This is a genomic window from Streptomyces sp. NRRL S-646, from assembly GCF_000720765.1.
In the GTDB taxonomy this organism is placed as follows: Bacteria; Actinomycetota; Actinomycetes; order Streptomycetales; family Streptomycetaceae; genus Streptomyces.
This window is the reverse complement of record NZ_JODC01000021.1, coordinates 87261-112145: the sequence shown is the minus strand read 5'-3', so window position 1 is coordinate 112145 and position 24885 is coordinate 87261. Positions and strand designations below refer to the sequence as shown.

Genomic DNA, 24885 nt, shown 5'->3' with positions numbered 1-24885 from the left:
TTCCACCAGCAGCGGCAGGGTCTGTGAGGCGGTGACGAACTCCCGCAGCGGGTGCCGGGCCAGCACCGCGTCCACCTCCGGCGTCAACGCCGCCGCCAGACGGGTCGCGACCGGCAGCGAGTCGTCGCGCAACGTCTCCGCCGCCGCCAGCACCGCAGCACGCCCCGGACCCTCGGGCACCCCCGCGGCCAGCTTCTCGTGCAGGTCGCCGCCCTCCTCCAGCACCAGTCCGGTGTCGATACCGGCCGGCACCTTGATCCGGGCGGTGCGTCTCCAGGTGGCCACCGGGTCGCTCCAGGCCTCCACCCGATACGTCCAGTGGCCCGCGGAGGTGGGTGTGACCTCGGCGCCCCAGCGGTCGGAGCCGGGGGTCAACTCCCGCATCGGCGTCCACGGGCCGTGCTGGCCCTCCGGATCCGTCAGGACGACGTTGGCGGCGACCGCGTCATGGCCCTCGCGGAACACGGTCGCGGTGACCTCGAACGTCTCCCCTACGACCGCCTTGGCCGGGCGCCTTCCGCACTCCACCGCCGGGTGGACGTCCCGCACCGGGATGCGGCCGATGGCCGGAATCGAACTCATGGGTCTCACCTCCGCCGTGCTGGAGACCGGGCCGGTGGCCCGGTCGAGGGATACAAACTGCGACATACGCGTTGAGCCGCAGGGGGGATCTACCTCCCTGCGGCGTAATGCTGTTGTGCCTGCGGGGGCCCGCGCCGGTCGGCCGCACCCGTTCGGGGCCGCTCGTTCTGCTCCCGGAGATAGGCGCCCAGAGTCGACCCCAGATAGCGCTCGGCGGCGTCCGCGGCCTCGCGGGCACAGCGCTTGCCCATCAGCACGCACAAGGTGTAGCCCGAGTCCTCGAAGGTGGCGCGCACCGTGCGGTCGGAGGGAGACGCGAGCATGACGCGTTCCCAGGCCCGGTACCGCCGCAGTTGCCGGGCCACTTCGGCTTTGGCCGGTAGCAGCATGACGCTCTTCACTTTCTCCGGGGCTCGATCGCACGTCTCCCGACCGTCGGGCGGCGGCCGCGCGTGGGCACGCACGGATCCGTTACGGGTATCGAGGTCTTCACACATGGTGCACGGGCGGCGACTCAGCGTCTTGTTGGATCTTCAACCATGTCTCACAGGCCTCCGTCACCCCGGGTGCGCGCTCGTGTTGCACGAATGGTCTAGTTCACCCACTCTTGAGGTGACTCAGAAGCGATCAACGCTCACGCTTCGCGTTCGGGGCTCGTCCCACAGGGACGAGAAGGAGCGGGAGCTTCGCGGGTGAGGAGCCAACGAAGATGAAGACCGCAGTGCCCTGCTACTACCACCTCGATGTGGAAGTCAGCCCCGAACGGGTCGGACAGGTACGGCGCATCCTGGCCGCGCATCTCCGGCTCTGGGACCTCGAGACACTGGTCGAGCCCGTCTGCAGCGGCGCCGAGCTGCTGCTGATGGCCATCGATGAGCACGCGACCGACAAGAACACGTCGGTCGAGATGTGGTGGAACGGACAGCATCTGATCACCGCCGTGGGGGAGAACGACTGCGACCTGCGCCCCGACCAGGACCTGCGGGCCTGTCTGCAGCGGATCGCCGCGATGAGCGACGGCTGGGGCTGCTGCGCCACGGACACCGGCAGCAAGGTCATCTGGTTCTCGCAGCGGGCCAGGGCCGGCGAGCGGGTGCCCCTGGTCCCCCTGGCGCCCGCACCGAGCCTGCGCGAGGTGCTCCAGGTGCCCCGCGAGATGCCGGCCGTGGCTCTGGCCGGGCAGGTGCGCGAGCCGGACGGCATCCTGGAGGATGCCCGGTGACGGCGAAGCGCCGCCGCAAGCCAGGGGTGCCCGTCTGGAGCGGGCACCCCTACCCATTGGGTGCCTCCTACGACGGGAAGGGCACCAACTTCGCGCTCTTCAGCGAGGTGGCCCAACGAGTCGAACTCGTCCTCGTCGACGACGGCGGGGAGCGCCGCGTCCCGGTGACCGAGGTCGACGGCTTCGTCTGGCACTGCTACTTGCCGGACATCGGGCCCGGACAGCGCTATGGCTACCGCGTGCACGGCCCCTGGCACCCCCAGTCGGGCCACCGCTGCAACCCGGCGAAGCTGCTCCTCGACCCCTACACCAGGGCGGTTGACGGGCAGGTGGACAACCACGCCTCCCTCTTCGAGCGCGCACCGCACGGCCGCTCCCGGGCGGACAGCGCCGGCCACACCATGCTCGGCGTGGTCACCGACCCGGCCTTCGACTGGGGCGACGACCGGCCGCCGCAGCAGCCGTATGCCGACAGTGTGATCTACGAGGCCCATGTGCGGGGCCTGACCCGCACCCACCCCGACGTCCCGCCCGAACTCCGCGGCACCTACGCCGGACTCGCGCACCCCGCGGTCGTCGAGCACCTGACGAAGCTGGGCGTGACCGCGGTGGAGCTGATGCCGGTGCACCAGTACGTCCAGGACGGAGTGCTGCAGGGCCGCGGCCTGTCCAACTACTGGGGCTACAACACGATCGGCTTCTTCGCCCCGCACAACGCCTACGCCGCCCACGGCACCCGCGGCCGGCAGGTCACCGAGTTCAAGTCGATGGTGAAGGCGCTGCACGCGGCCGGCCTCGAAGTCATCCTCGACGTCGTCTACAACCACACCGCCGAGGGCAACGAGAAGGGCCCCACGCTCTCCTTCCGCGGCATCGACAACGCCTCGTACTACCGTCTGGTGGACGGCGACTGGGGCCACTACTACGACACCACCGGCACCGGCAACAGCCTGCTGATGCGGCACCCCTACGTACTGCAACTGATCATGGACTCGCTGCGGTACTGGGTCACCGAGATGCACGTCGACGGCTTCCGCTTCGACCTCGCGGCCACGCTGGCCCGGCAGTTCCACGAGGTGGACCGGCTGTCGGCGTTCTTCGACCTGATCCAGCAGGACCCGGTGATCAGCAGGGTCAAACTGATCGCGGAGCCGTGGGACGTGGGGGAGGGCGGCTACCAGGTGGGCAACTTCCCGCCGCTGTGGTCGGAGTGGAACGGCAAGTACCGTGACGCCGTACGGGACTTCTGGCGCGGCGGCGAGTACACGCTCGGCGAGTTCGCCTCCCGGCTGACCGGCTCCGCGGACCTGTACGCGCACAGCCGGCGCCGCCCCCGGGCCAGCGTCAACTTCGTCACCGCGCACGACGGATTCACCCTGCGCGACCTGGTCTCGTACAACGACAAGCACAACGAGGCCAACGGCGAGGGCAACCGGGACGGCGAGAGCGTCAACCGGTCCTGGAACTGCGGCGTCGAGGGCGACACCGACGATCCGGGCGTGCTGGAGCTGCGCGCCCGCCAGCAGCGCAACTTCCTGGCCACCCTGCTGCTCTCGCAGGGCATCCCGATGCTCAGCCACGGCGACGAACTCGGCCGCACCCAGCGCGGCAACAACAACGCCTACTGCCAGGACAACGAAGTCTCCTGGATCGACTGGGAGCTGACCGAGGAGCAGCGGGACCTCGCCGAGTTCACCCGGTATGTCATCGCACTGCGTGCGGCCCACCCGGTGCTCCGCCGCCGCCGCTTCTTCCGCGGCGAGACCGCGACCCACCCGCGCCAGCCGCTGCCGGACCTGGTGTGGCTGGCGCCGGACGCGCAGGAGATGACGGAGGAGGACTGGCAGCGCTCCGACGCGCACTCCGTCGGCGTGTTCCTCAACGGCGACGCCATCGCCGAACCCGACCCCTGCGGCTGCCCCGTCGTGGACGACTCGTTCCTGCTCCTGCTGAACAGCTACTGGGAGCCGGTGGAGTTCCGGCTGCCGGACGTCAGGTACGGCGAACGCTGGACGACGCTGATCGACACCGCGGAGCCGCACGGGCCGCCGGACGAGTCGGAGTACAAGGCGAACACCGGGCTCCTGGTCGAGCGCCGCAGCCTGGTGCTCTTGTCACGCCCCTCCGTGCATCCCCCCAAGGGGCGCGGGGCTGTATCGACATGCGGCTCCGCCGCGGGGCGCGAGCAACCACAACCGCGCCGCACCAGACCAACGACAGGTGCGGCGCATCCGTAGTCGCCTGGCTGACCCGGCGGAGCGTCACCTCAGCGTTCGCGGCGCGAGGTGACCGTGAACTGCGCGCCGTCGGCGTCGCGCAGTACCGCCTCGTCGCTGCCCTTCGACAGGACGCTGCCGCCGTGCACCTCGGCGGCCCGTACACAGGCCGCCACGTCCTCGACCGCGAAGTGGATCTGCCAATGGGGCCGAATGGTGGGGTCGGGCGCCGCCCCCAGCGCCCCGGACTCGATGCGCGCCACGATGGCGCCCTGGCTGCGCAGCACCACCTCGCCGCCCTCGTACTGGACCTCGCAGCCGCCGGGCCGCTTGGTGGCCCAGTCCAGCACCTCACCGTAGAAGATCGCGGCATCGAAGGCGTCGCGCGTGTGCAGCCTGATGAAGGTCGGGGCCGCGTGCCGCCATTTCTCCCAGTCGGCGATCAGCATCCCCTCCCAGATCCCGAAGGTCGCCCCGTCCCGGTCGGCCAGCAGTGCCGCCCGTCCCGGCGGGAACGAGATCGGGCCGACCGCGGCCGTCCCGCCCCGCTCCTGGGCCCGCGCCGCGGCCTCGTCCGCACTGGGCACGGCGAAGTACGGCGTCCATGCCACCGCCATCTGCCACATGTCGGCGACGGCGGCGATCCCGGCCACGGGTGTTCCGTCCACCATGGCCATCCGGAAGCGGTCGCCGAGTTTGGCGGAGCGCCACTCCCAGCCGAGCACGGCCCCGTAGAAGTTCTCGGTGGCGTCGACGTCGCGGCTGGTCAGGCTCACCCAGCACGGCGCCCCGAACACGGAGGCCGAGGTGACGATGCGCGTCACGCCGCGCGGGCGTGAGGTGTCGTGGTTCATGGCAGTTGCGTCCTGGTCTCGTCGGCCGGCAGCCACCGGTCTCGTACCAGTGTCCAACCGGGACCGCACGATGCGCCTGCCGAGTACCCCGTTGGTGGGGCCGAAACGGGTGCCGTGGCGGTCCGTCGCCGGTGGCAGCGGGCCGGGTGAGTGCCACTATGGAGGAGTGGCACCGGTACCGCATGAACCTGCCGACGAGACGGATCGCATCTTCGCACTGCAGGAAGAAGTCGATCAGCTGAAGGAAGCCGTCGTCTCGCACGCCGTCGTGGACCAGGCGATCGGGATCATGGTCGCGCTGGGCCGGGTGACGCCGGACCAGGGATGGGCAGTGCTGAAGGACGTCTCCCAGCACACGAACATCAAGCTCCGCGCTGTCGCCGAACTCATTCTCATCTGGGGGCGCAACGGAGACCTGCCCCCGGAGATCAAGGCCGGGCTGGAAGACGCCCTGGACCGCTACGGCCCCACGCAGATCCCCGAGGCCCCACCGGAGCGGTGAGGCGACGGGGCCGCGTGCGGCCGAACGGCGCGACGCTCAGCCGGTCTCCGCGAGGAGCTCCGCACGGAGCTGGTCGCAGCAGCCGCTGAGCAGCCGGGAGACATGCATCTGCGAGATCCCGAGCTGCTGGGCGATGCGGCTTTGCGTCATGCCCCCGAAGAAGCGGAGATACAGGATGGTGCGCTCGCGCTCCGGGAGCGCTTGCAGGCAGGGCCTGACCGCCACCCGGTCGACGACGACGTCGTAGGCCGGATCGGGGCCGCCGATCGAGTCCGTCAGGGCGTATCCGTCGGTGCCGGGCATCTCGGCGTCCAGCGACAGCGCGGTGAAGCACTCCAGGGCTTCCATCCCGGTGCGCACCTCGCCCTCGCTCAGGTGCGCGTGCCGGGCGATCTCGGCGACGGTCGGGCTGCGCCCCGGGGTCGTCTGGGACAGTTCCTTCGCGGCCTGACGCACCCTGTTGCGCAGGTCCTGGACCCGGCGCGGCACATGCAGCGTCCACATGTGGTCGCGGAAGTGCCGCTTGATCTCGCCGGTGATGGTCGGGACCGCGTACGCCTCGAAGGCGTGTCCGCGGGCGGGGTCGTAGTGGTCGACGGCCTTGACCAGTCCGAGGGCCGCGACCTGGTAGAGGTCCTCAAGGGACTCTCCGCGCCCCTTGAACCGGACGGCGATCCGCTCGGCCATCGGCAGCCACGCCTCGACCAGTTGGTCCCGCAGCTGTCTGCGTTGCGGCCCTTCGGACAGCCGCGCCAGCCGGGCGAAGGCCTCGGCGGTGTCGGGGGCGTCGTCGTGCGGGTGGGGTTTCGTGCTGGCGCTGGCGACACGCATGGTGCGCACCTCCGTGAGGCGGTGCAGATGGGACGGGCGCCATGGGAGATGGGGGCTCGGACCTGCGGAGACATCCGGGGCCCGACCGGCTCCCACGGACGTGCCTCCTGTCCGAAGCACTTCATACTGTTGCCCGGAATCAGTGCATCACAAACAAATATGTACATTATGGACGGCTGCTGCGTGCTTGACCGTTCTTTGGGTTCATTACCTCTGCTACAGAGATAATCTGCTGATGTGGAACCCGAAAACTTCCCGGACGAGCTGATCGACGCTCTCATCGGCGTCCAGCGGCTCGTCCGGCGCCGCCTGCGCCCGCAGATCGCCCCGCAGCTGCGTGGCGCCGAGGTCGAGCTGCTGCGGCTGGTCGTCACCCGGCCCGGCATCGGCATATCCGACGCCGCCAAGGAGCTGTATCTGGCGGGCAATTCGGTCTCGACGCTGGTCAACCAGCTGTCCCGGCAGGGTTACCTGGTCCGCGGGACCGACCCCGCCGACCGGCGTGCCGCCCGGCTGATGCCGACGCCCGCGGCCGAGGCCCGGCTCGCCGAATGGCGCAAACGGCGCGGCGAACTCGTACGCGGCGGGCTGTCCCGTCTCGACGACACGGACCGCGAGGCCTTGCGCACGGCGATCCCCGCCCTGCGCAGGCTGGCCGACACCCTGCACGAGGAGGCCGAGGAGACATGACGCGGAACGCCGACACCGGGCAGGCCGAGGCCGTCACCTGCACCGGACTCGCCTACGCCTTCGGTGAGACGAACGCGGTCGACGGACTCGAACTGTCGGTGGGCGAGGGTGAGGTCTTCGGCCTGCTCGGACCCAACGGCGCCGGAAAGACGACCGCGATCCGCTGCATCACCACCCTGCTGCCGGTCCCCGCCGGAATGGTCCGCGTGTTCGGCCACGACGCGGCCAAGGACCGGATGGCCGTCCGGCGCCTGTTGGGCTATGTGCCGCAGCAGCTGTCCGCCGACGCCGGACTCACCGGCCGTGAGAACGTAGCCCTCTTCGCCCGCGTCTTCGACGTGCCCCGCGCGGAACGCGCCGATCGCGTCGGTCAGGCCCTGGCTGCCGTCGGCCTCGCCGACGCCGCCGACCGGCTGGCCGGCACCTACTCCGGCGGCATGGTCCGACGCCTCGAACTCGCGCAGGCACTGGTCAGCGCCCCCCGCCTGCTGATCCTCGACGAGCCGACCATCGGCCTCGACCCGATAGCCCGCACCGGAGTGTGGGACCACATCAACGCCGTGCGCGCCGCCACCGGCATGACCGTGCTGGTGACCACCCACTACATGGACGAGGCCGACCAGTACTGCGACCGGGTCGCCCTGATGCACCGCGGCCGCATCCGGGCCCTCGGCACCCCGGACGAGCTCAGGGAGGGGCTCGGCGAGCGCCGGCGCGCAGCGGGCGCGGCGGCCACCGACCCGCTGCCGACCCTGGAGGACGTCTTCCGTGACGTCGCGGGCAGCGGACTCGACGACCAGGCAGGAGGTTTCCGCGATGTCCGAAGCACCCGCCGCACCGCGCACCGCGTCGGCTGACCCCACCGGCGCACCCGGCATCGACCTGTTGCTGCGGCCGCCCCTGCCGCGCGCGGGCTGGCGGCTGTTGCCCGCCCGCGTGATCGCGATGTGCGCCGTCGAAATGCAGAAGCTGCGCCACGACCGCACCGAGCTCTACACCCGCGCCGTGCAGCCCGCCCTGTGGCTGCTGATCTTCGGCCAGACCTTCACCCGCATCAAGGCGATCCCCACCGGCGGCATCCCCTACGTGGACTACCTGGCACCCGGCATCATCGCCCAGTCCGCGATGTTCATCGCCATCTTCTACGGCATCCAGATCATCTGGGAGCGCGACGCCGGCATCCTGGACAAGCTGCTGGTCACGCCGACGCCACGCTCGGCCCTGATCACCGGCAAGGCGTTCGCGGCCGGAGTGAAGTCCCTGATCCAGGCCGTGGTCGTCATCCTCATCGCCGCAGTGCTCGGAGTGGCGCTGACCTGGAACCCGCTGAAGCTGCTCGGTGTCGCCGCGATCGTGATCCTCGGATCCGCGTTCTTCTCCTGCCTGTCGATGAGCATCGCCGGCATCGTCCTCAACCGCGACCGCCTCATGGGCTTCGGGCAGGCCATCACGATGCCGCTGTTCTTCGGCTCCAACGCCCTGTACCCCGTGTCCGTCATGCCCGGCTGGCTCCAGGCCGTCAGCAAGGTCAACCCGCTGAGCTACCAGGTGGACGCCCTGCGCGGCCTCCTCCTCGGCACCCACGCGCATGTGGCCCTCGACTTCGCGGTGCTCTTCGTGGCCGGCGCACTCGGCATCACCGCGGCCTCCTCGCTCCTCGGCCGGCTGGCCCGCTGACGACCGCCCGCGGAACGTGATGTGCCCCACGCACATATGCACGTCCGTGGGACGTGTTCCGTCCGTTGTTCCTGCGCACGGCTTGATCAGTGATCAAAGGGGGTGAATGCGCTGGCCACAGCGCATTCTGCTCATTTGACAGTGCACTGAGCGCACAGATAGGAAGCAGCTCTCTGAGGTCGATGAGGTGGACTGTGTACGAGCCGAACGTGGTCGGGGACTGGCAGGAGTACGACGAGCATGCCGGCCTGCGTGTCCGCGTCCACCGTCTGGAAGCCGCCGAGCCCCCACGCGGACGGGACGACGCGGCGGCCGGACTGACGTACTTCAGCCTCCGGGTCACCGTCGAGAACCGCGGCAGCCGTTCCTTCGGCATCCACATCGAGGACGGCCAGATCGACGTGCGTCTCGGCCCCGACGGTGAGGCCGCGTTCATCGACTGGCGCAACTCGCAGTTCATCGAGGGCTTCGACGTCTACCCGCTGCGCCGGGCCACCGCCGTGCTGTACGCGGCCGGCCCGGACACCTGCCTCAGCCAGGTCGACGTGCAGATCCAGCTGCGGGTCGAGGAGGAGTGGACCGACCGCCGGCTGTGGACAGGCGGCATCGGCCTGCACGAGGAGCCCGTCGGCGCCCACCCGAGCCCGGGCCGGGACGGCGGCCTGGCGCACCAGGTCAGCAACTTCCTCCGGGACCAGGCCGAAGAGGGCACCGCCTGACCCCGCCCGCTCCGGAGCCCGCTCAGTGCGGGATGCCGTCGATGATCTCGCGGGCACCCTGACGCAGCAGCGCCACGGCCACCGACGTGCCCAGGGTGGCCGGGTCGAGCCGTCCGGCCCATTCGTGGGCGTTCAGGCGGGTCTTGCCGTCCGGGGTGAACACACAGGCCCGTAGCGACAGTTCGCCACTGGCCTCCACGCGCGCGTACCCGGCGATCGGGCTGTTGCAGTGCCCCTGCAGGACGTGCAGGAACATCCGCTCCGCGGTGGCCTCCTGGTGCGTGTGCGGGTCGCCGAGCGCGCTGACCGCGTCGATGAGGTCGCGGTCGCCCTCACGGCACTGCAGGGCGAGGATGCCCGCGCCGATGGACGGCATCACGGTGTCCGGCGACAGCACCTCGCTGATCACGTCCTGGCGCCCGATGCGTTCAAGACCGGACACCGCCAGCAGCAACGCGTCCGCCTCGCCGGCTGCCAGCTTCGCCAGCCGACGGTTGGCGTTGCCGCGGAACGGCACACACTTCAGGTGGGGGTGGGTGGCGGACAGCTGGGCCACCCGGCGCACCGCGGAGGTGCCGATGCGGGTGCCGTCCGGCAACTCGTCCAGGGTGAGGCCGTCCGGGTGCACCAGGGCGTCACGGATGTCGTCCCGCTTCAGGAACGCCGCAAACGTCGTGCCGGCCGGAAGCGGCCGGTCGGCGGGCACGTCCTTGAGACAGTGCACGGCGAGATCGGCCTCGCCCGCGAGCAGCGCGGCATCCACCTCCTTGGTGAACGCCCCCTTGCCCTCCACCTTGGACAGGACACCCATCCACTTGTCACCGGTCGTCTTCACCGGCACGACCTCGGTGCGCACACCGGGATACAGGACTGCCAACTCGGTGCGCACACGCTCCACTTGGGCCAGCGCCATGGGCGAGTCGCGGGAGACGATGCGGATCATTTCGGGGACGGACATGCGGCCACGATAGACCGTCGCCAGAGGGTCTTTGACCGCTACCGCCCCATTGGGGACCCGAATCACTCGGCAGGGATGCCGGGTGCGCGCACAGCGTCCGCCGACACCCGGGCCTCCGGCCGTATCAGCAACGCGAGCGCCGCCGTGCGCAGCCCGCCGGCCAAGCCCGCTTACGTCCACCTCGCCTCCCAGGAGGCCGACTTCGGCACTGCGGAGCCCTGTGCCCCTGCCGCGGACCACCGGCACGGAACAACCGTGTACGCGGGCATGGGAGCCGCCGCGGAGGGAACCCGCCCGGCCGTCCGGAACGAAGGAGTGGGGAACATGCATGAGGAAGCGCGTCGGCCGCCGCACCGCATGTGGGCCGTCCGGGCCCGTCACGACAGCGGACACGACGCCTCTGTGGTGGGGCGGTGGCCGGCGATGGTGCGCAGCGTCATGACGGTGGCAGCCGCCGTCGTGGTCGTGGCCGCGCTGTGGGCGACGGCCGTGGCCCGCTGAGACTCTCCGCAACTGGCCCTGCGGGTCGTGGTCGAGGGCGACGCCGACGAGACGGAACTGGACACCCTGGCCGTCGGCGAGGTGCTGATCCCCATCGGCGTCCCCACCGGGGACCGGGCTCCCGGGAGGGTGACTCTGCCCGTCTGCGAGCAGCAGGACGGCACCGAACCGGCGCCCGTGTTCACCTCGCAGGCCCGGATCCAGCAGGCGTTCCCGCGGGACACCGAGCATCGCTCGATCCAGCTCGGCGCTCTCGCCGACCGTCGGCCGTCGGAGGAACTTGCACTGCCGGCGCAGGGGGTCAGGGAGCTTCCGGACCGGTGCGCTGCACCGGATGCGGGCTCCAGTTGGCGAGGGCGATCGTGCTCACACCGGCCAGTGCCTGGTTCAGGGTTCTCACGGGTTCCCACCGTCTGGTGGTGCACGCGCATGGGCAGGGCATGCGGGCCCGGAAGCAGCGCCTCGGCGAGCTGCTGTGCCCGGTTCGTCACCGATCGCCCTCTCGTCCGTCGTCACCGGCGTCCCGCCGGCTGGCATCCTCGCTGCCGCCATCCGCCTCGGATCCGAGGCGAAGCGTGCGTACGAGGATGTCGCGAGCCACCTCGGTCACCGTCCGGCCCTGTACGAAAGCCCGCGCGCGCATCCGGTCCAGAGCCTGTTCGGCGCCCAGGTTCAGTTGCACCATCACCATGCCGACCGCTTGGTAGACCTCACTGTGGTCGGCCTCGGAAGCCTCCACGCCGCTGCTCCTGCCTCGCCGACTCGTTCGTCCGCGTCGTACCCGGCATGAAGGTTCATGAGGGCGGACGTGACGGCGTCCCGCGCCCACAGCGCGATCCGCAGGTCGCGCTCCGACAGCGCGCCGGGTGTGTGGCGATACAGGTCGAGCGTGCCGATCGTCGCCCCGCCCAGTCCGAGCGGCAGCGAGAACACCGCGCGCACACCCAGCTCGACGGCCTCGTGGGCGAAGACGGGCCAGCGCCCGGCGTCCGGCGCCTTGGCGTCCGCCAGCACGGCGGCGGCGCGTTCGATCGCGGACAGGCAAGGGCCGTCCCCGAGCGTGTACTGCGCCTCTGCCAGCCGGGCCGCCGTCGGGTCGCCGGCACACCAGGTGGCACGCACCGTCGAACCGCTCGCGATCGACACGGACGCGCCGCTGACGGGCAGAAGTGCCACGCAGGCGTTGCACAGCGCCTGGGGAACGTCGTCGGGACCGAGGCCCTTTGCCGCGGCCGCGAGCGTCTCGGTGACCCGCGCGCGTTCCTCGGTCTGGCACGGCTCCCTGTCATCGCAAGCACCGTCAACAGACATGATCCACCAGTACTCCAGCCGATGGCACCGGGAGAACCAACACTGTCCGGGTGTCACCGGGGTGCCGGTTGGCTTCACACGGCCTCAGGCCGCGGGGCTGGCGCACCATTGCCGCACAATGCCCGGGTCTCGATGTCGTGCCGGACGAGTTCCCTGGCCCCCCTGCACAAAACGGCATGCCGCCCGGCTGCCGCCGGCGGCACCGGCCGGCTCGTACGCGCCGCACCACCTGCGGACGTTCGTGCCGGCCGCGGAGCCGGCTTCAGACGTGCCCCGGGGGAGCCTCCTGCCGTGCCGACGCCTCAAGGTTCCGGCCGGTCGCTGAGCCTGCAGGAGGAGCGCACTGTACGCCGAGGCCTCCTCGGGCTCGCGGAGGACCGAATCCGGCAGCTGCCGGTGCAGGCCGTCCACCGCCGCGTGCATCTCCCCGACAGCCTGCCGCAGAGCACCCTCCCGGCCCAGGCCGGCCCCGCCGTCCGCAGAGAGCCGCACAACCTGGGCCGCCTGGGCCAGGAAGCTTGCGTAATCGCGGATCAGGGGCAGGCGGGACCGGTGCGCCTGCCGATTCCGGGCGGCTGCCTCGACCGGTGTGCGGGTGAGTTCCGTCGTGTGCACGGCTGCGTGGTCCAGGACCACCGTCGCGTCCTCGTAGTCCTTGGTCGGCCGTGACGAGGGGACGGCGCGGCGGCGCACGTTGCCCCAGAGACTCTCCCGGCTCCAGCCGACGGCCGACCGGCACAGCGTCACGAGGTGCTGAAGGTGCAGGGCTTGCCGATGCCAGGTCTCCGTCCGCCCGCCGTTTCGAGGAGACCTGCCCGTCTCCTGTGCGGCTTCATGGCGGGGCAGCGGATCACGCGTGACCCGCGGTGAATACCGCAGGCGGTCGTCTCAGATGTCCCGCTTCTCCAGCGGCCTTACGGCCGGGCCCTGCAGGATCTGCCCGTCCGGGGCGAAGCGGGAGCCGTGGCAGGGGCATTCCCAGGCCTGTTCCGCTCGGTTGAACGCCACAAGGCAGCCGAGGTGGGTGCAGCGGGCCGACACCGCCTGCAGCTGACCGTTCTCGTCACGATGCACGGCGCACTTCCGCCCGCCCACCCGCACCACGGCCCCGCCGCCGCGCGGAATGTCCGCCGTCGGGGACCCCGTCATCGCGGGCAGCCGGTCGCCGACGAAGTGCCGGGCCACATGCGCCTGATGCTTGAGGAACGAGGCTCCCTCGCGGACCACGGAGACCAGACGCCGCGGATCGTAGAGGCTGGCCCAGGCGACCTTGCGACCGTTGATGAGGTCGCTGAGCAGTCGGCCCGCCATGATGCCGCTGCTCAGCCCCCAGCCGCCGAACCCGGTGGCCACGTAGGTGTGGCGGCTGCCCGGCCAGAGCGGGCCGACGAGCGGTACGGAGTCGGTGGCGTCGTTGTCCTGCGTGGCCCAGCGGTGGCTGATCGCAAACCCTGGGAAACGGTCCTCGGCCCAGGCGGAGAGCCGCGCGAATCGCTCCTCGACATCGGCGGTGCCGGGAGTGAAGTGCTCGCCGGTGACGATCAGCAGGCGTTTTCCGTCACGGTAGGGCGCGCTGCGCACGGACCGCGTGTTCTGCTCCGGCGTGATGTACATGCCGCGCGGCGCCCGGTCCTCGTCGATGGACCCGGCCACGACCAGCTCGCGGCGCGGCGAGAGCCGGGTGAAGAGCAGGGCACGGTCGAAGACCGGGTAGTGGGTGGCGATCACGACTTCGTCCGCCCGCACCGACACCCCGGCGTCCGTCGCCAGGACGCAGGGCTCGCTCTCCGTGAGGCCTACGACGCGTGTGCGCTCGTGCACGGCGCAGCCCCGCCGGCGCAGGTCCTCGACGAGGGCCAGCAGGTACTTGCGGGGATGGAACTGGACCTGGTCCGTCACCCGGACCGCACCGGCGATCCGGAAGGGCAGCCCGGTCTCGGTCACGAACTCGGCCGCCAGTCCCGCCTCCCGCGCCGCTTCCGCCTCCGTCTGCAGCTGTCCCACGAGCCGGGGCTGCTCGCCGTAGGTGTAGGCCGCGGCCTCCTCCCAGTCGCAGTCGATGCCGAGTTCGTCGACGATCTCTGCGGCGTGCCGGATCGCAGCACTCTGCGAGTCCGCGTACAGGCGTGCCCCGGTGGGGCCGCGGGTGCGGCGCAGGTGGTCGTAGGTCAGCGTGTGCAGAGCGGTCAGCTTGGCGGTCGTGTGGCCCGTGACCCCGGCGGCCAGCCGGTCCGCCTCCAGTACGGCCACCTTGCGTCCCTGCTGGACCAGCTCCCACGCCGCACTCAGACCTGCGATGCCACCGCCGACCACGGCGACCTCGACGGCGATGTCACCGGACGGCGGGGGAGCGGGTTCACCCGGCGGCGCCGACTCGAGCCAGTACGATCCGTGGAATTCGGTCTCGGCGGTCATGACCGCCGAGTTCCCGCAGCCATGCCCCGGACACACGGAACCGCCCCCGAACGCCGTCGGTCGTGGAGCCGGGCGGCGCCGTGCGGAGTTCACAGCCACGAGGTGATGCGGGCTCCGCCCCTGCCGGCACGGCACAGCAGCCGGAAGGACTGCACCACCGTGAAGGGCCAGAGCCCGGCGAAGCACCAGATGACGACCGGGTCCGCGGTGCGGACTCCCATGACGACGAGGAACAGCGAGCTGCACGTCAGCAGGGCCACCGACGGCGGGAGCCAGAGCTGTGAGCGTGGGCGGCGGCGCATGCCTCGGGCGAGGCGCCGCTCGCAGCTCAGTTGCGCTTCGATACTCCGCAGGGCGAGACGTTCGTGTGACGACAGCACGACATTTTCGGGGTCGGGGTGCTCAGCCATGCCTCACGGAGTTCCCCGCACGGGCTGACCGGCGCCTTTCCGGGGTACCCGGTGCCACGCACACGCGCAGGAGGCCGGTCGCCCGGCGCGGTCGGCCCCGGCAAGGAGCGGGCAAGGAGGCATCGATGGGTACGGTCAAGAAGGCAGTGGACGTGGAAGTTCCGCTGCACATGGCGTACAACCAGTGGACTCAGTTCGAGGAGTTCCCGAACTTCATGGAAGGCGTCGACGAGGTCAGGCAGCTCGACGACCGGCACAACCACTGGACCACCAGCATCGGCGGGGTGCGGCGCGAGTTCGACACGGAGATCGTCGACCAGCTCCCGGACGACCGGATCACCTGGCGGTCCGTCGGCGGTGACACGCAACAGCGGGGATCGGTCCGGTTCGAGCGGCTGGACGACACGCACACCCGCGTGGAACTCATGATGGAGGTCGAACCCAGCGGGATCGCCGAGCAGAGCGCGGACGTGCTGGGCCTGATCGACCGGCGGGTGAACGGGGATCTGCACCGCTTCAAGGACTACGTGGAGCGCGAGGGCGGCACCACCGGCGGCTGGCGTGGCCGCATCCGCCCCGAGAACCCCGGCACACCGCTCTGACGGTCACGCTGCGCAGGTCCCGCCAGGGCTCGCCGGGTCGTCGACGAGGGTGAGGAGCGAGGAGACATGACGGACATCGACGCGTTCATGAGCCGGCTGAGTCCTGACATGTGTGTCGTCACGGCCACGGCGGGCACGGAGCGGTCGGGCTGTCTGGTCTCCTTCTCCTCCCAGTGCTCCATTCAGCCGGCGCGGTTCGTGGTGTGGATCTCCAAGGCCAACCACACCTACGCCGTGGCCCGTGCCGCAGACCGGCTGGCTGTGCATCTGCTCACCCGTGAACAGCACGAGCTGGCAGCCCTGTTCGGCGGGCAGACGGGTGATCGGACCGACAAGTTCGCGCACGTGCCCTGGACGCGCGGACACGGCGGCTCGGTCGTCCTGGAGGAGGCCGCCGCCTGGTTCGTCGGCAGCGTCGAACAGCGCGTCGACGGCGGCGATCACGTGGGCTTCGTCCTCACGCCCGAGGACTGGGGCAGCCGCACGGACGGACCCCTGCTCCGGCTCGACGACGCCCGGGACATCAGCCCCGGCCACCCCGCCTGACGGCGTCCCCACCGGCGGCTCAGAGGAGCCCGGGGCGCGACGGCGTGTCTGGTGGAGGGGCTCAGACGGAGTCGTCCGGGATGTCGGCCGACGCGTCCTCGGGTGCCAGGTCGGGCCTCAGCCGCAGCCAGGACGGCTGGCGCAGCAGTCCCGCCCGGGTGCGGGTGCTGTAGCGGACCTCGCCCACCAGCCGGGGCGCCACCCAGCGGGCCCCCGCGACCGACGGCACGGGATCGAAGGGGCACACGTCGGTCGCGGCGGCCCGCAGCAGTGCGGCGAGCTGCGACCGCTCGGCCTCGCTCCAGCCGGTGCCCACACTCCCGACGTACCGCAGGCGTCCCGCGGCCCGCTGCCCCATCAGGACGGCGCCGGGCAGCCCCGACAGCCGTCCCTTGCCGGGCAGCCAGCCGCCCACCACGACGTCCTCGCTGCGCATGTTGCGGATCTTGATCCAGGCCCGGGAGCGCACCCCGGGCTGGTACGCCGAGTCCAGCCGCTTGCAGACCAGGCCCTCCAGACCGTGCTCACGGGTGGCCTGCAAGGCCTGTTCGCCGTGCCCGACCAGTGCGGCCGGGGTGGACCAGAACGGTCCGTGGAGACCGAGCCGCTCCAACTGCCCGCGCCGCCGGGCATAGGGGAGCGCGGTGAGGTCTTCGCCGCCCAGATGCATCACGTCGAACAGGACGAGGTGCACGGGCGCCTTCGCTGCCTGGCGCGCCGCTTTGTCGGGTGTGTGCGCCAGCCCCATGCGGGGCTGCAGCAACTGGAAGTCGGCGCGGCCCCGTTCGTCCAGCGCCAGCACCTCCCCGTCGAGCACGGCAGGCGTCCCACCGAGCGCCTCGCCCAGCGTTCGCAGCTCGGGATACGCGCCGGTGATGTCCTCCCCGGACCGCGCCCGCAGCAGGATGCTGCCGTCCCCTTCTAGGTAGGCCACAACTCGCTGGCCGTCCTGCTTGGTCTCGTAGGCCCAGCGGGAGTCCTGCGCGGCGGGCGGCAGGGACCCGGGCGTGGCGAGCATGGGCGGGATCAGGGGGAGCGTCACGGGGTCAGTTGTCGACGGCGTGGTCCACCGCCATTCGCCCCGGCGGCCGGGTTCCCCTGAACGGCGCTGCCTGCGGGCCGGCTGCGAACGGCGCTGCCTACAGGCTGCTCGCCGACGTCAGCAGGTCGTCGAGCCCCACCCTGCGGAAGAACTCGGCGCGGACGCGGTCGGCCACGGCGGAGACGACCTCGCTGCCGTCGCGGCTGGGATCCACGTGAACCCGGAACGGCCGTCTGCCGGGCGGCAGTTCGACGGTCCGGACGACGGCCTCGGCCACCTCGGCGACGTCGGCGTCGGGCGGTATCAGCCCGGCCAGCCGCACGTTCACGTCGTCCATCAGTGCCTTGTAGCGGGCGTCGTAGGCGGCGGCCCGCTCGGCATCGGCCGGTGAGCCGGCGTGGGCGAAGTGGTTCGTGCCCGAGGTGAAGGCGCCCGGCACAACGATCGAGGTGTCGATCCCGAACCGTATGAGCTCGGCGGCATAGCTCACCGCGAGTGCGTCCATGGCGGCCTTCGCCGCGAAGTACGGGGCGAGGAAGGGCGGGCAGCCGCCGCGTGTGCTGGAGGAGCCGATCCACACGACGTGCCCCTGCCCCTGCGCGCGCAGCCGGGGCAGGGCCGCCCGATTGACGCGCTGGGTGCCGAGCACGTTGGTGTCGTAGACGTCCGCCAGCTGCTCCGGGGTGAAGGCCTCGGCCGGGCCCAGCACCATGTGTCCGGCGTTGTGGACCACGACATCGAGGCGCCCCCGTTCGTCGACGACGCGGGCGACGGCTGCGTCCGCGCTGTCCTGCCGTGTCACGTCCAGTTCCACAGCCTGCAGGTCGACCGCGTGCTCGGCCGCGTGGCCGGCCAGGTCGGCGGCGGCTTGAGCGTTGCGGGTGGCGAGGGCGCGCATGCCCCCGTAGACCGTGTGTCCGCGCTCGGCGAGCGCGCGGACGGTGAGGGCGCCGAAACCGCTGGAGGCGCCGGTGACGAGAATGACCTTGCTGTCGCTCACGACTGTTCCTTTCGAACTCTCGAACCTGGGCTTCCCGAAGGACGGCGCGCGCCGTCAGATGATGCCGCCATTGGCCCGCACCACCTGTCCGTTGATCCAGCGGCCCTCGGGGCCGACCAGGAAGGACACGACGCCCGCGATGTCCTGCGGTGTCCCCAGGCGCTCCAGCGGCGGCTGCGCGGCCAGACGGGCGATCGTCTCCTCGTCCTTGCCGTCGAGGAAGAGCTCGGTGGCGGTGGGGCCGGGCGCCACCGCGTTCACGGTCACGTCACGGCCGCGCAGCTCCCGGGCGAGTATCAGCGTCAGCGCCTCGACCGCCCCCTTGCTCGCGGCGTAGGCGCCGTAGCCGGGGAAGGCGAGACCCACCACCGAAGTGGAGAAGTTGACGAGCGCTCCGCCCGGGCGCAGGCGGCGGGCGGCCTGCTGGTCGACGACGAACGCGCCGCGGATGTTGGTGTGGTACAGGGCGTCGAGCTCACCGAGGTCTAGTTCGGCGACGGGGGAGAGGGGCATCCGTCCGGCCGCGTGCACGACCGCGTCGATGCCGCCGTAGGTGGCTTCCGCAAGGTCGAACAGGGCGGCCACCGCTGTCTCGTCGCCGACGTCCGCGCGGGCGGCGTACGCCGAGCCGCCTGCGGTCTCGATGGTCTGTACGACGTCGTCTGCCGCGTCCTTGTTGCCCGCGTATCCGACGACGACTGCGAACCCGTCGGCGGCGAGCCGCTCGGCGACCTGCCTGCCGATGCCGCGCGATCCGCCCGTCACGATCGCGACACGCCGGCCCGTGGGGGACTGAGTGGTCATGGTTGCACCCTTCGCTGTTAGCGTTGCTACGGATTATTCGTATCGACGATAACACAGCTTCGTAGCGTTGGTGCTGCCTATGTCGTATCAGCGCTACGGATGCCGTACGGTGGACGCATGGATGCGAGGGAAAAAATCCTGGAAGCGGCCACTGACCTGCTGGCCAAAGCGCCGGTCGCCGATGTCTCGACCCGTGCGGTGTGCGAGGCGGCCGGGGTGGGGGCGCCGATGCTCTACCGGCTGTTCGGCGACAAGGCCGGGCTGCTGGCCGCCGTCGTCGACCGGGGCTTCGAGGAATACCTCGCCTCCAAGCGGGCGGCGCGACCCAGCGACGACCCGATTGCCGACCTCAGGAGCGGCTGGGACAACCACATGCGCTTCGCGCTGGAGCACCCCAACCACTACCGCCTGATGTACTCGCCGGAGCTGATGGCCCCGCCCGCCGCGGCCCAGGAGGCGCACGCCCTGCTGCACGGGATCCTCGAACGCTGCGCCGCGGCCGGCCGGCTCACCGTTCCGCCCGCCCTCGCCACCCAGATGATCATGTCCGCCAATGTGGGGGCGGCCCTGTCGATGTTGACCAGGCCCGAGCAGTACCCGGACCCGCACTTCTCCGAGCGGCTGCGCGACAGCGTGCTCGGCTCGCTGACCCGTCCGGCCGGCACGGGTGAGCCGGGCGAGCCGGACAGCGCCGTCCCGGTCGCCGCCGCGACGCTCGCGGCCCGGCTGCGCGCGGCACAGTCCCCGGTGTTCACACCGGCGGAGTCCGCTCTGCTGGAACAGTGGCTGAACAAGCTCTCCGCCGGCTGAGCCCGCAGCCCGCGGTGCTCACCGATCCGCCGCCGGCGATGTCTGCACGAGCCCCGACTGGTAGGCGATCACGACGAGTTGGGCGCGGTCGCGGGCGCCCAGCTTCATCATCGCGCGGTGCACATGAGTGCGTACCGTCAGCGGGCTGAGGAAGAGCTTCTCGCCGATCTCCTCGTTGGAGTGGCCCTCCGCCACCCACGCCATCACCTCCCGCTCGCGGGCGGTGAGCGTGCCGAGGTCCTCGGCCGCCGCCGGCCGCACGCCCTGTGCGGGGGCGGACAGGAAGCGCGTGATCAGTACCCGTGTGGCGAGCGGGGAGAGCAGTGAGTCGCCCACGGCCACGGTCCGGATGCCGTCGAGCAGCGCGTCCGCGGTCACGTCCTTGCCGAGGAACCCGCTCGCTCCGGCCCGCAGCGCCTGGGCGACGTATTCGTCGATCTCGAACGTGGTGAGGATCAGCACGCGCGTGCCCGACAGCTCGGGGTCGGCACAGATCGCGGAGGTGGCGGCCAGGCCGTCGGTGCCGGGCATGCGGATGTCCATCAGGACGAGGTCGGGGTGGTGCACGTGCGCGAGGGCGACGGCCTCTGCGCCGTCGGTGGCCTCGGCGACCACCTCCATGTCGTCACAGGAGTCGATCAGGATGCGGAACGTGGCCCGCAGGAGGGCCTGGTCGTCGGCGAGCAGCACACGGATGGTCATGGTGTCCGTCCTTGTCGTCTCACTGGATGGCCCAGCGCGCCGACGCCGGCCGCCGCGAGCGCGGTCATCGTGACCACGGTGCGGGGGTGGGTGCGCTGCCGGAACAGGGTCCCGCAGGAGAGTGCCGCCAGGGCGATGGGGTTCAGGGCGTCCGGCCGGTGGGTGCCGGGCACGCGGATCTCGCTGCCCAGCTGGAAGGCGGCGAACACGAGGGCGGCCGTCATGGTGTCGACGGTGTGCGCGTGTTCGTCCGCGTATTGCTGCCAAGGGATGCTCATCGGGTCTCTCCGGTCGGGTCCTGGAAGCCATGGTGGGCGATGCCCGCCGGGAACGACGGGCGAGGGTCGCCCGTGTTCTGAGGCACGGGCGGCCCTCTCGGGCGAAGGGCACGAGGTCAGACGCAGAAGGACTCCTGTGCGACCGGTTCGGCCGCGGATGGATCGTGCAGGCCCTTGCGGGTGAGCGCGTCGCCCCGTCTCCCCGGGTTCCTGGGGTGGGGCCGTCCAGTGGTCGTGCGCGCCCCGTGGGCAGCACGTCGACGCGATCGTCGGCCTGCGGCCGGTACCCGTGACGTGAAGTTCTGGACACCGCCCGCGCGCTCGGCGGCGTGCCGGCGACAGGGGTTGCTTGCGTCAGGCAAGCATAGATAGATTACTTGAGTCAAGCAATGGAAGAGATTTACTTGAGTCAGGCAAGTAGAACGGTAGGGTGAGTGACATGCCTCCCTCGTCCCCCGACGGCACCATCGGTGACAGGCCGGCGCTCGCTCGCGGGGCCGGGCAGCATGTCCTGGTCGTCGCGGGTGAACCGGGCCTCGCCGAACTGCTGTCGACCACCCTGGAGTTGGCCGGCTACCGGATCAGCCTGGCCGGCACCGGGGCACAGGCACTGGCGCGGGCCATGGAGCAGCGCTTCGACCTCGTGGTCCTCGACGCCACGCTGCCGGACCTGGCGGGCCTCGGCCGGGAGCGCCGTCCGCCGCCCGCCCATCGCCCGCCGGTTCTGTTCCTGACCGCGTACGACTCCCTGGACCGGCTCCTGCCCGAACTGGGCCTGGGGCAGAAGGACTACGTCACCAAACCGTTCCGGGTGGCGGAGGTCCTGGCTCGGATCCAGGTCCTGCTGTGCGGCCCGAATCGCGGCGTGCGCCAGGACGGAGCGCTCGCCTACCGCGACGTCGTCCTGGATGACGCCCGGTGTCAGGCACGGCGCGGGGCACGGGCGCTCGACCTCACGCCCGCCGAGTACCGGCTGCTGCGCCACCTCCTCGTCAACGCACACCGGGTGCTGTCCAAGGAGCAGATCGGCCGCTATGTCTGGGGCGACTTCCGTGGTGGCAACGCGATCGAGCAGCTCGTCTCCCGTCTGCGCCGCAAGGTGGACCGGGAGGCGCCGGTGCTGATTCATACGCGCAGGGGCTTCGGGTATTGGCTGGGCGTGGCGGACGGAGAGGCCTGACGCGGCGATCGGGCGGGGTGGGGAGCAAAGGGCCGGCGGCGTCTGCTCGACCTGCTTTGAGGGCAGTGGTATGTGACATGCCACTGCCCTCATGGCTTGCACGCAAGGGTTCGGTGATTCGCCGTGGTCCGTCCAACTCGGCTCGCTCACAAGGTAGTTGGCATGCCTTTGCTTCCCTCGCACCCGGACCGCCGCCCCCCAACTCGCAATGTGATCCGGGCCACGTCAGCTTCCTGTCAGGGAACTGACCGGAAGGCGTCAGCCCACTCTGTTTGCATGTGCTCATCGAGGCCTCGACCACTTCACCCCGGCGCTCCGCCCCGATCGGAGCCCCCCACCACCGAGGAGAACCATGGCCGACACACTGGCCGGCCCTGCGCCCGAAGCACCGGGCGACCTGCCGGAGTTCCCCATGCCACGCGCAGGCCGCTGCCCCTTCGACCCGCCGCCTGCCCTCAAGGACCTGCAGGAACAGGCGCCGCTCACGAAGGTGCGGCTGTGGGACGGCAGCGAGCCCTGGCTCGTGACCCGTTACGCCGAGCAGCGGGCCCTTCTCGGCGACCCCCGGGTCAGCGCCGACACCGACCGGCCGGGCTACCCGACCAAGGCCTCGCCCGAGGCGGGGGAGGGCAAGCTCAGCTTCATCATGATGGACGACCCCGAACACGCCCGGCTGCGCCGGATGGTGACGGCGCCGTTCGCCATCAAGAAGGTCGAGGCGTTGCGGCCCGCCGTACAGCGGATCGTGGACGGGCTGATCGACGACTTGCTGGCCGGGCCGCGACCGGTGGACCTCGTCGAGGCGTTCGCCCTGCCGATCCCCTCGCTGGTGATCTGCGAACTGCTCGGCGTGCCCTACGACGACCACGCCTTCTTCCAGGACAACACCAAGACCATGGTCCACCGGGAGGCCACTCCCGAGCAGCGCGGACAGGCGAGCCGGGAGGTGGCCGCATATCTGGCCGCCCTCATCGGCCGGCGGCTCGCCGAACCGAAGGACGACCTGCTGTCGAGCATCGCCGGACGCGTCACGGCCGGCGAGATCGACCATCAGCAGGCGACGGAGATGGCGCTCCTGCTGCTGATCGCGGGCCACGAGACCACCGCCAACATGATCGCGCTGGGCACCCTCGCCCTGCTGGAGAACCCCGACCAACTCGCCCTGCTCCGCGAGAGCGACGACCAGAAGCTCGTCGCCGCCGCGGTCGAGGAACTGCTGCGCTACCTGCACATCACCCACCTGGGGCGACGCCGTGCGGTCACCGAGGACATCGAGATCGCGGGCCAGGTCATCAAGGCCGGCGAGGGCGTCATCATGGTCAACGAGATCGCCAACCGCGACCCCGACGTCTTCCCCGACCCCGACCGGCTCGACATCACCCGCGACGCCCGCCGGCACGTGGCCTTCGGCTTCGGCATCCACCAGTGCCTGGGCCAGCCGCTGGCCCGGATGGAACTCCAGGTCGTCTACGGCACCCTCTACCGGCGCATCCCGTCGCTGAAGCTCGCCTGCGCCCTCGAGGACGTCAAATTCAAGAACGACGCATTCATCTACGGCGTGCACGAACTGCCCGTCGCCTGGTGACAGTTCCCGTTCCGCAAACCTCGGCAGACGCCCGCGAACGAACAAGAACCCATGTGATGAAGGGGATCGACATGAAGGTGGAACTGGAAGCCGACAAGTGCGTCGCCTCGGGGCAGTGCGTGCTCGCCGCGATGGACGTCTTCGACCAGGACGACGACGGCATCGCGATCCTGCTGGAGGACACGCCGGCACCCGAACTCCTCGACGACGTCAAGGAGGCCGTCGCGGTCTGCCCGGCCGCCGCGATCCGGCTGGTCGAGCAGTGAAGCGGATCGTCGTGGTGGGTGCCTCGGCCGCCGGACTGGCGGCGGCCGAGACGCTCCGGCGCGAGGGCTACGACGGTGCCCTCACCCTCGTGGGCGACGAGCCGCACGCCCCGTACGACCGCCCGCCGCTGTCCAAGCAGGTGCTGGCCGCGGAGTGGCAGCCCGAGCGGCTGGCCCTGCGCCCGCCCGCCGACCTGGCCGCACTCGACCTGGACCTGCGCCTCGGTGTGGCCGCGACCGGCCTCGAACTCGCCGAGCGCACGGTGCAGTTGGCCGACGGCACGCAAGTGCCGTACGACGGGTTGATCGTGGCCACCGGCGTACGTCCGCGCCGGCTGCCCGGTGCGGGCGCGCACGTGCTGCGCACCCTCGAGGACGCACTCCTGCTGCGGGACCGGCTCGGGCCGGGGCTGCGCCTGGTCGTGGTGGGCGCCGGATTCCTCGGCGCAGAGGCCGCCGCCGTGGCCTGGCGGCTCGGCGCCAAGGTCACCCTCCTCGAACCGGCCCCTGTGCCGCTGGCCCACGCCGTCGGTGCCGAGATCGGCGCGATGCTCACCCGCGCTCATGTCGAGCGGGGCGTGGACCTGCGCTGCGGGGTCACTGTGAGCGAGGTGACGCAGAACGGCGGGCGGCTCGCGGACGGCGAACTCGTCGAGGCCGACGAGGTGTTGGTCGCCGTCGGCTCGCAGCCCAACACCGAGTGGCTGGTGGGCAGCGGGCTGGCCGTCGGCGACGGCGTGGTCTGCGACGAGTACTGCGAGGCCGCCCGGAACGTGTATGCGGCCGGTGACGTCGCCCGCTGGCACAACCCTCTGTTCGGTACGTCGATGCGGATCGAGCACCGCACCCACGCCGCCGAACAGGGCATGGCCGCCGCCCGCAACCTACTCCGGCCCGACGCCCGCAAGCCGTTCGCGCCGGTGCCGTACTTCTGGTCGGACCAGTACGACATGAAGATCCAGGCCTACGGCCATCTGCGCGGGCACGACGAAGTCGCCGTCGTCGACGGGGACTTGGCCGAGGGCAGGTTCGTGGCCGCGTACCGCACCGGCGACCGGGTGCGCGGTGCGCTTGCGGTGGGCATGCCGCCCAGGGCCCTCCGGCCGTGGCGGCAGGCGATCGCGGCCGGAGCCTCCTGGGGCGAGGCCGTGCGCACCGACGCGACCGTGACGCGGGCCTGAT

The 24885-nt window shown here is 71.0% G+C and carries 29 protein-coding genes and 1 pseudogene; 16 read left to right on the top strand and 14 right to left on the bottom strand.

All coding sequences use genetic code 11. The features are described 5' to 3' along the window. On the bottom strand, positions 1-582 hold a 582-nt coding region (locus tag IH68_RS0141250), incomplete at its 3' end, for a maltotransferase domain-containing protein (RefSeq protein ID WP_159403823.1). 89 nt (positions 583-671) lie between these two features. Beyond that, entirely contained in the window at positions 672-971 is a 300-nt protein-coding gene (locus tag IH68_RS0141245; protein ID WP_030946584.1) for a DUF5133 domain-containing protein, read from the bottom strand. 320 nt (positions 972-1291) lie between these two features. On the opposite strand from IH68_RS0141245, the gene IH68_RS0141240 reads away from it, so the two are divergent. Next, positions 1292-1804 carry a hypothetical protein gene (locus IH68_RS0141240; protein ID WP_030946581.1) on the top strand — a complete coding sequence of 171 codons (513 nt, stop codon included), beginning with the start codon at positions 1292-1294 and terminating at the stop codon, positions 1802-1804. After that, positions 1801-4041, top strand: coding sequence for a glycogen debranching protein GlgX (gene glgX / locus IH68_RS0141235; protein WP_234341761.1), 2241 nt, complete (start codon positions 1801-1803; stop codon positions 4039-4041). The genes IH68_RS0141240 and glgX overlap by 4 nt, the downstream gene beginning before the upstream one ends. 29 nt (positions 4042-4070) lie before the next feature. On the opposite strand, the gene IH68_RS0141230 is transcribed toward glgX, so the two are convergent. Continuing rightward, positions 4071-4874, bottom strand: coding sequence for a VOC family protein (locus IH68_RS0141230; protein WP_030946575.1), 804 nt, complete (start codon positions 4872-4874; stop codon positions 4071-4073). A 166-nt stretch (positions 4875-5040) separates the two neighbouring features. Here IH68_RS0141230 and IH68_RS0141225 point away from each other — a divergent pair, with 166 nt between their 5' ends. Then, positions 5041-5376, top strand: coding sequence for an ANTAR domain-containing protein (locus tag IH68_RS0141225; RefSeq protein WP_030946572.1), 336 nt, complete (start codon positions 5041-5043; stop codon positions 5374-5376). A gap of 36 nt (positions 5377-5412) precedes the next feature. Here IH68_RS0141225 and IH68_RS0141220 read toward each other — a convergent pair whose 3' ends face one another. Then, the gene (locus tag IH68_RS0141220) at positions 5413-6207 is read right to left on the bottom strand and encodes a SigB/SigF/SigG family RNA polymerase sigma factor (protein WP_030946568.1); all 795 of its coding nucleotides are present in this window, start codon (positions 6205-6207) and stop codon (positions 5413-5415) included. 237 nt (positions 6208-6444) lie between these two features. Between IH68_RS0141220 and IH68_RS0141215 the strand changes: the two genes are divergently transcribed. The 4 genes from IH68_RS0141215 (at position 6445) to IH68_RS0141200 (ending at position 9293) form a co-directional block, all read left to right on the top strand. Beyond that, positions 6445-6897 carry a MarR family winged helix-turn-helix transcriptional regulator gene (locus tag IH68_RS0141215; RefSeq protein ID WP_030946566.1) on the top strand — a complete coding sequence of 151 codons (453 nt, stop codon included), beginning with the start codon at positions 6445-6447 and terminating at the stop codon, positions 6895-6897. Further along, entirely contained in the window at positions 6894-7754 is an 861-nt protein-coding gene (locus tag IH68_RS0141210) for an ABC transporter ATP-binding protein (protein ID WP_030946564.1), read from the top strand. Before IH68_RS0141215 ends, IH68_RS0141210 begins: the two co-directional genes overlap by 4 nt. Further along, on the top strand, positions 7714-8574 hold the full coding sequence (locus tag IH68_RS0141205; RefSeq protein WP_030946562.1) for an ABC transporter permease: 861 nt from the start codon (positions 7714-7716) through the stop codon (positions 8572-8574). Before IH68_RS0141210 ends, IH68_RS0141205 begins: the two co-directional genes overlap by 41 nt. A gap of 194 nt (positions 8575-8768) precedes the next feature. Beyond that, on the top strand, positions 8769-9293 hold the full coding sequence (locus tag IH68_RS0141200; RefSeq protein ID WP_030946561.1) for a hypothetical protein: 525 nt from the start codon (positions 8769-8771) through the stop codon (positions 9291-9293). Positions 9294-9315: 22 nt separating this feature from the next. Here the strand turns inward: IH68_RS0141200 and hemC are convergent, their stop codons facing one another. Continuing rightward, the gene (gene hemC / locus IH68_RS0141195; protein ID WP_030946559.1) at positions 9316-10251 is read right to left on the bottom strand and encodes a hydroxymethylbilane synthase; all 936 of its coding nucleotides are present in this window, start codon (positions 10249-10251) and stop codon (positions 9316-9318) included. Positions 10252-10575: 324 nt separating this feature from the next. Between hemC and IH68_RS56750 the strand changes: the two genes are divergently transcribed. Continuing rightward, positions 10576-10752: a hypothetical protein gene (locus tag IH68_RS56750; RefSeq protein ID WP_159403822.1), complete on the top strand. Its 177-nt coding sequence runs from the start codon at positions 10576-10578 to the stop codon at positions 10750-10752. A gap of 27 nt (positions 10753-10779) precedes the next feature. Further along, positions 10780-10995, top strand: a pseudogene (locus IH68_RS59275) (SseB family protein); the annotation flags it as partial. Between the two features lie 244 nt (positions 10996-11239). On the opposite strand, the gene IH68_RS58640 reads toward IH68_RS59275, so the two are convergent. The 4 genes from IH68_RS58640 to IH68_RS0141170 all read right to left on the bottom strand — a co-directional run bounded on the left by IH68_RS58640 (position 11240) and on the right by IH68_RS0141170 (position 14888). Then, positions 11240-11491: an ANTAR domain-containing protein gene (locus IH68_RS58640; protein WP_234341760.1), complete on the bottom strand. Its 252-nt coding sequence runs from the start codon at positions 11489-11491 to the stop codon at positions 11240-11242. Then, the gene (locus IH68_RS50720) at positions 11437-12063 is read right to left on the bottom strand and encodes a GAF domain-containing protein (RefSeq protein WP_063763586.1); all 627 of its coding nucleotides are present in this window, start codon (positions 12061-12063) and stop codon (positions 11437-11439) included. Before IH68_RS50720 ends, IH68_RS58640 begins: the two co-directional genes overlap by 55 nt. 888 nt (positions 12064-12951) lie before the next feature. Then, positions 12952-14478: an FAD-dependent oxidoreductase gene (locus IH68_RS0141175; RefSeq protein WP_030946551.1), complete on the bottom strand. Its 1527-nt coding sequence runs from the start codon at positions 14476-14478 to the stop codon at positions 12952-12954. Positions 14479-14567: 89 nt separating this feature from the next. After that, positions 14568-14888, bottom strand: a complete 321-nt coding sequence (locus IH68_RS0141170) for a DUF3040 domain-containing protein (RefSeq protein WP_030946548.1) — start codon at positions 14886-14888, stop codon at positions 14568-14570. Between the two features lie 125 nt (positions 14889-15013). Between IH68_RS0141170 and IH68_RS0141165 the strand changes: the two genes are divergently transcribed. Further along, complete coding sequence (locus IH68_RS0141165; RefSeq protein WP_030946545.1) at positions 15014-15490, top strand: SRPBCC family protein; 477 nt, start codon at positions 15014-15016, stop codon at positions 15488-15490. Between the two features lie 66 nt (positions 15491-15556). Continuing rightward, a complete protein-coding gene (locus tag IH68_RS0141160) occupies positions 15557-16036 on the top strand; it encodes a flavin reductase family protein (RefSeq protein ID WP_030946542.1) in 480 nt (159 codons plus the stop codon). A 61-nt stretch (positions 16037-16097) separates the two neighbouring features. Here IH68_RS0141160 and ligD read toward each other — a convergent pair whose 3' ends face one another. From ligD to IH68_RS0141145, 3 genes are all read right to left on the bottom strand, one after another. Further along, on the bottom strand, positions 16098-17078 hold the full coding sequence (gene ligD, locus IH68_RS0141155; protein WP_030946540.1) for a non-homologous end-joining DNA ligase: 981 nt from the start codon (positions 17076-17078) through the stop codon (positions 16098-16100). A gap of 97 nt (positions 17079-17175) precedes the next feature. Then, positions 17176-18078 carry an SDR family oxidoreductase gene (locus IH68_RS0141150; RefSeq protein WP_030946537.1) on the bottom strand — a complete coding sequence of 301 codons (903 nt, stop codon included), beginning with the start codon at positions 18076-18078 and terminating at the stop codon, positions 17176-17178. Between the two features lie 54 nt (positions 18079-18132). After that, positions 18133-18882: an SDR family oxidoreductase gene (locus IH68_RS0141145; RefSeq protein ID WP_030946534.1), complete on the bottom strand. Its 750-nt coding sequence runs from the start codon at positions 18880-18882 to the stop codon at positions 18133-18135. A 117-nt stretch (positions 18883-18999) separates the two neighbouring features. On the opposite strand from IH68_RS0141145, the gene IH68_RS0141140 reads away from it, so the two are divergent. Then, entirely contained in the window at positions 19000-19692 is a 693-nt protein-coding gene (locus tag IH68_RS0141140; RefSeq protein WP_030946531.1) for a TetR/AcrR family transcriptional regulator, read from the top strand. An 18-nt stretch (positions 19693-19710) separates the two neighbouring features. Here the strand turns inward: IH68_RS0141140 and IH68_RS0141135 are convergent, their stop codons facing one another. Together IH68_RS0141135 and IH68_RS0141130 are read right to left on the bottom strand one after the other, a co-directional pair. After that, positions 19711-20394, bottom strand: coding sequence for a response regulator (locus tag IH68_RS0141135; RefSeq protein ID WP_030946528.1), 684 nt, complete (start codon positions 20392-20394; stop codon positions 19711-19713). Next, positions 20391-20672 carry a hypothetical protein gene (locus tag IH68_RS0141130; RefSeq protein WP_030946524.1) on the bottom strand — a complete coding sequence of 94 codons (282 nt, stop codon included), beginning with the start codon at positions 20670-20672 and terminating at the stop codon, positions 20391-20393. Before IH68_RS0141130 ends, IH68_RS0141135 begins: the two co-directional genes overlap by 4 nt. 439 nt (positions 20673-21111) lie before the next feature. On the opposite strand from IH68_RS0141130, the gene IH68_RS0141125 reads away from it, so the two are divergent. The 4 genes from IH68_RS0141125 (at position 21112) to IH68_RS0141110 (ending at position 24884) form a co-directional block, all read left to right on the top strand. Further along, the gene (locus IH68_RS0141125) at positions 21112-21852 is read left to right on the top strand and encodes a response regulator transcription factor (protein WP_030946522.1); all 741 of its coding nucleotides are present in this window, start codon (positions 21112-21114) and stop codon (positions 21850-21852) included. 352 nt (positions 21853-22204) lie between these two features. Continuing rightward, complete coding sequence (locus IH68_RS0141120) at positions 22205-23437, top strand: cytochrome P450 (protein WP_030946519.1); 1233 nt, start codon at positions 22205-22207, stop codon at positions 23435-23437. Positions 23438-23508: 71 nt separating this feature from the next. After that, positions 23509-23703 carry a ferredoxin gene (locus IH68_RS0141115; protein ID WP_030946518.1) on the top strand — a complete coding sequence of 65 codons (195 nt, stop codon included), beginning with the start codon at positions 23509-23511 and terminating at the stop codon, positions 23701-23703. Then, positions 23700-24884 (top strand): NAD(P)/FAD-dependent oxidoreductase, encoded by a 1185-nt coding sequence (locus IH68_RS0141110; protein ID WP_030946515.1) that lies wholly within the window; start codon positions 23700-23702, stop codon positions 24882-24884. The genes IH68_RS0141115 and IH68_RS0141110 overlap by 4 nt, the downstream gene beginning before the upstream one ends. Position 24885: the final 1 nt, after the last annotated feature.

Excerpts from the sequence above, each read along its gene's own strand:
- IH68_RS56750 (WP_159403822.1), top strand. The coding sequence starts at position 10,576 with ATGCATGAGGAAGCGCGTCGGCCGCCGCACCGCATGTGGGCCGTCCGG.
- IH68_RS0141120 (WP_030946519.1), top strand. The coding sequence starts at position 22,205 with ATGGCCGACACACTGGCCGGCCCTGCGCCCGAAGCACCGGGCGACCTG.
- IH68_RS0141130 (WP_030946524.1), bottom strand. The coding sequence starts at position 20,672 with ATGAGCATCCCTTGGCAGCAATACGCGGACGAACACGCGCACACCGTC.
- IH68_RS0141175 (WP_030946551.1), bottom strand. The coding sequence starts at position 14,478 with ATGACCGCCGAGACCGAATTCCACGGATCGTACTGGCTCGAGTCGGCG.
- IH68_RS0141140 (WP_030946531.1), top strand. The coding sequence starts at position 19,000 with ATGGATGCGAGGGAAAAAATCCTGGAAGCGGCCACTGACCTGCTGGCC.
- hemC (WP_030946559.1), bottom strand. The coding sequence starts at position 10,251 with ATGTCCGTCCCCGAAATGATCCGCATCGTCTCCCGCGACTCGCCCATG.
- IH68_RS0141165 (WP_030946545.1), top strand. The coding sequence starts at position 15,014 with ATGGGTACGGTCAAGAAGGCAGTGGACGTGGAAGTTCCGCTGCACATG.
- IH68_RS0141135 (WP_030946528.1), bottom strand. The coding sequence starts at position 20,394 with ATGACCATCCGTGTGCTGCTCGCCGACGACCAGGCCCTCCTGCGGGCC.
- IH68_RS0141205 (WP_030946562.1), top strand. The coding sequence starts at position 7,714 with ATGTCCGAAGCACCCGCCGCACCGCGCACCGCGTCGGCTGACCCCACC.
- IH68_RS0141145 (WP_030946534.1), bottom strand. The coding sequence starts at position 18,882 with ATGACCACTCAGTCCCCCACGGGCCGGCGTGTCGCGATCGTGACGGGC.
- IH68_RS50720 (WP_063763586.1), bottom strand. The coding sequence starts at position 12,063 with ATGTCTGTTGACGGTGCTTGCGATGACAGGGAGCCGTGCCAGACCGAG.
- IH68_RS0141125 (WP_030946522.1), top strand. The coding sequence starts at position 21,112 with ATGCCTCCCTCGTCCCCCGACGGCACCATCGGTGACAGGCCGGCGCTC.
- IH68_RS0141245 (WP_030946584.1), bottom strand. The coding sequence starts at position 971 with ATGCTGCTACCGGCCAAAGCCGAAGTGGCCCGGCAACTGCGGCGGTAC.
- IH68_RS0141220 (WP_030946568.1), bottom strand. The coding sequence starts at position 6,207 with ATGCGTGTCGCCAGCGCCAGCACGAAACCCCACCCGCACGACGACGCC.
- IH68_RS0141160 (WP_030946542.1), top strand. The coding sequence starts at position 15,557 with ATGACGGACATCGACGCGTTCATGAGCCGGCTGAGTCCTGACATGTGT.
- IH68_RS0141230 (WP_030946575.1), bottom strand. The coding sequence starts at position 4,874 with ATGAACCACGACACCTCACGCCCGCGCGGCGTGACGCGCATCGTCACC.
- IH68_RS0141170 (WP_030946548.1), bottom strand. The coding sequence starts at position 14,888 with ATGGCTGAGCACCCCGACCCCGAAAATGTCGTGCTGTCGTCACACGAA.
- IH68_RS0141240 (WP_030946581.1), top strand. The coding sequence starts at position 1,292 with ATGAAGACCGCAGTGCCCTGCTACTACCACCTCGATGTGGAAGTCAGC.
- IH68_RS0141115 (WP_030946518.1), top strand. The coding sequence starts at position 23,509 with ATGAAGGTGGAACTGGAAGCCGACAAGTGCGTCGCCTCGGGGCAGTGC.
- IH68_RS0141210 (WP_030946564.1), top strand. The coding sequence starts at position 6,894 with ATGACGCGGAACGCCGACACCGGGCAGGCCGAGGCCGTCACCTGCACC.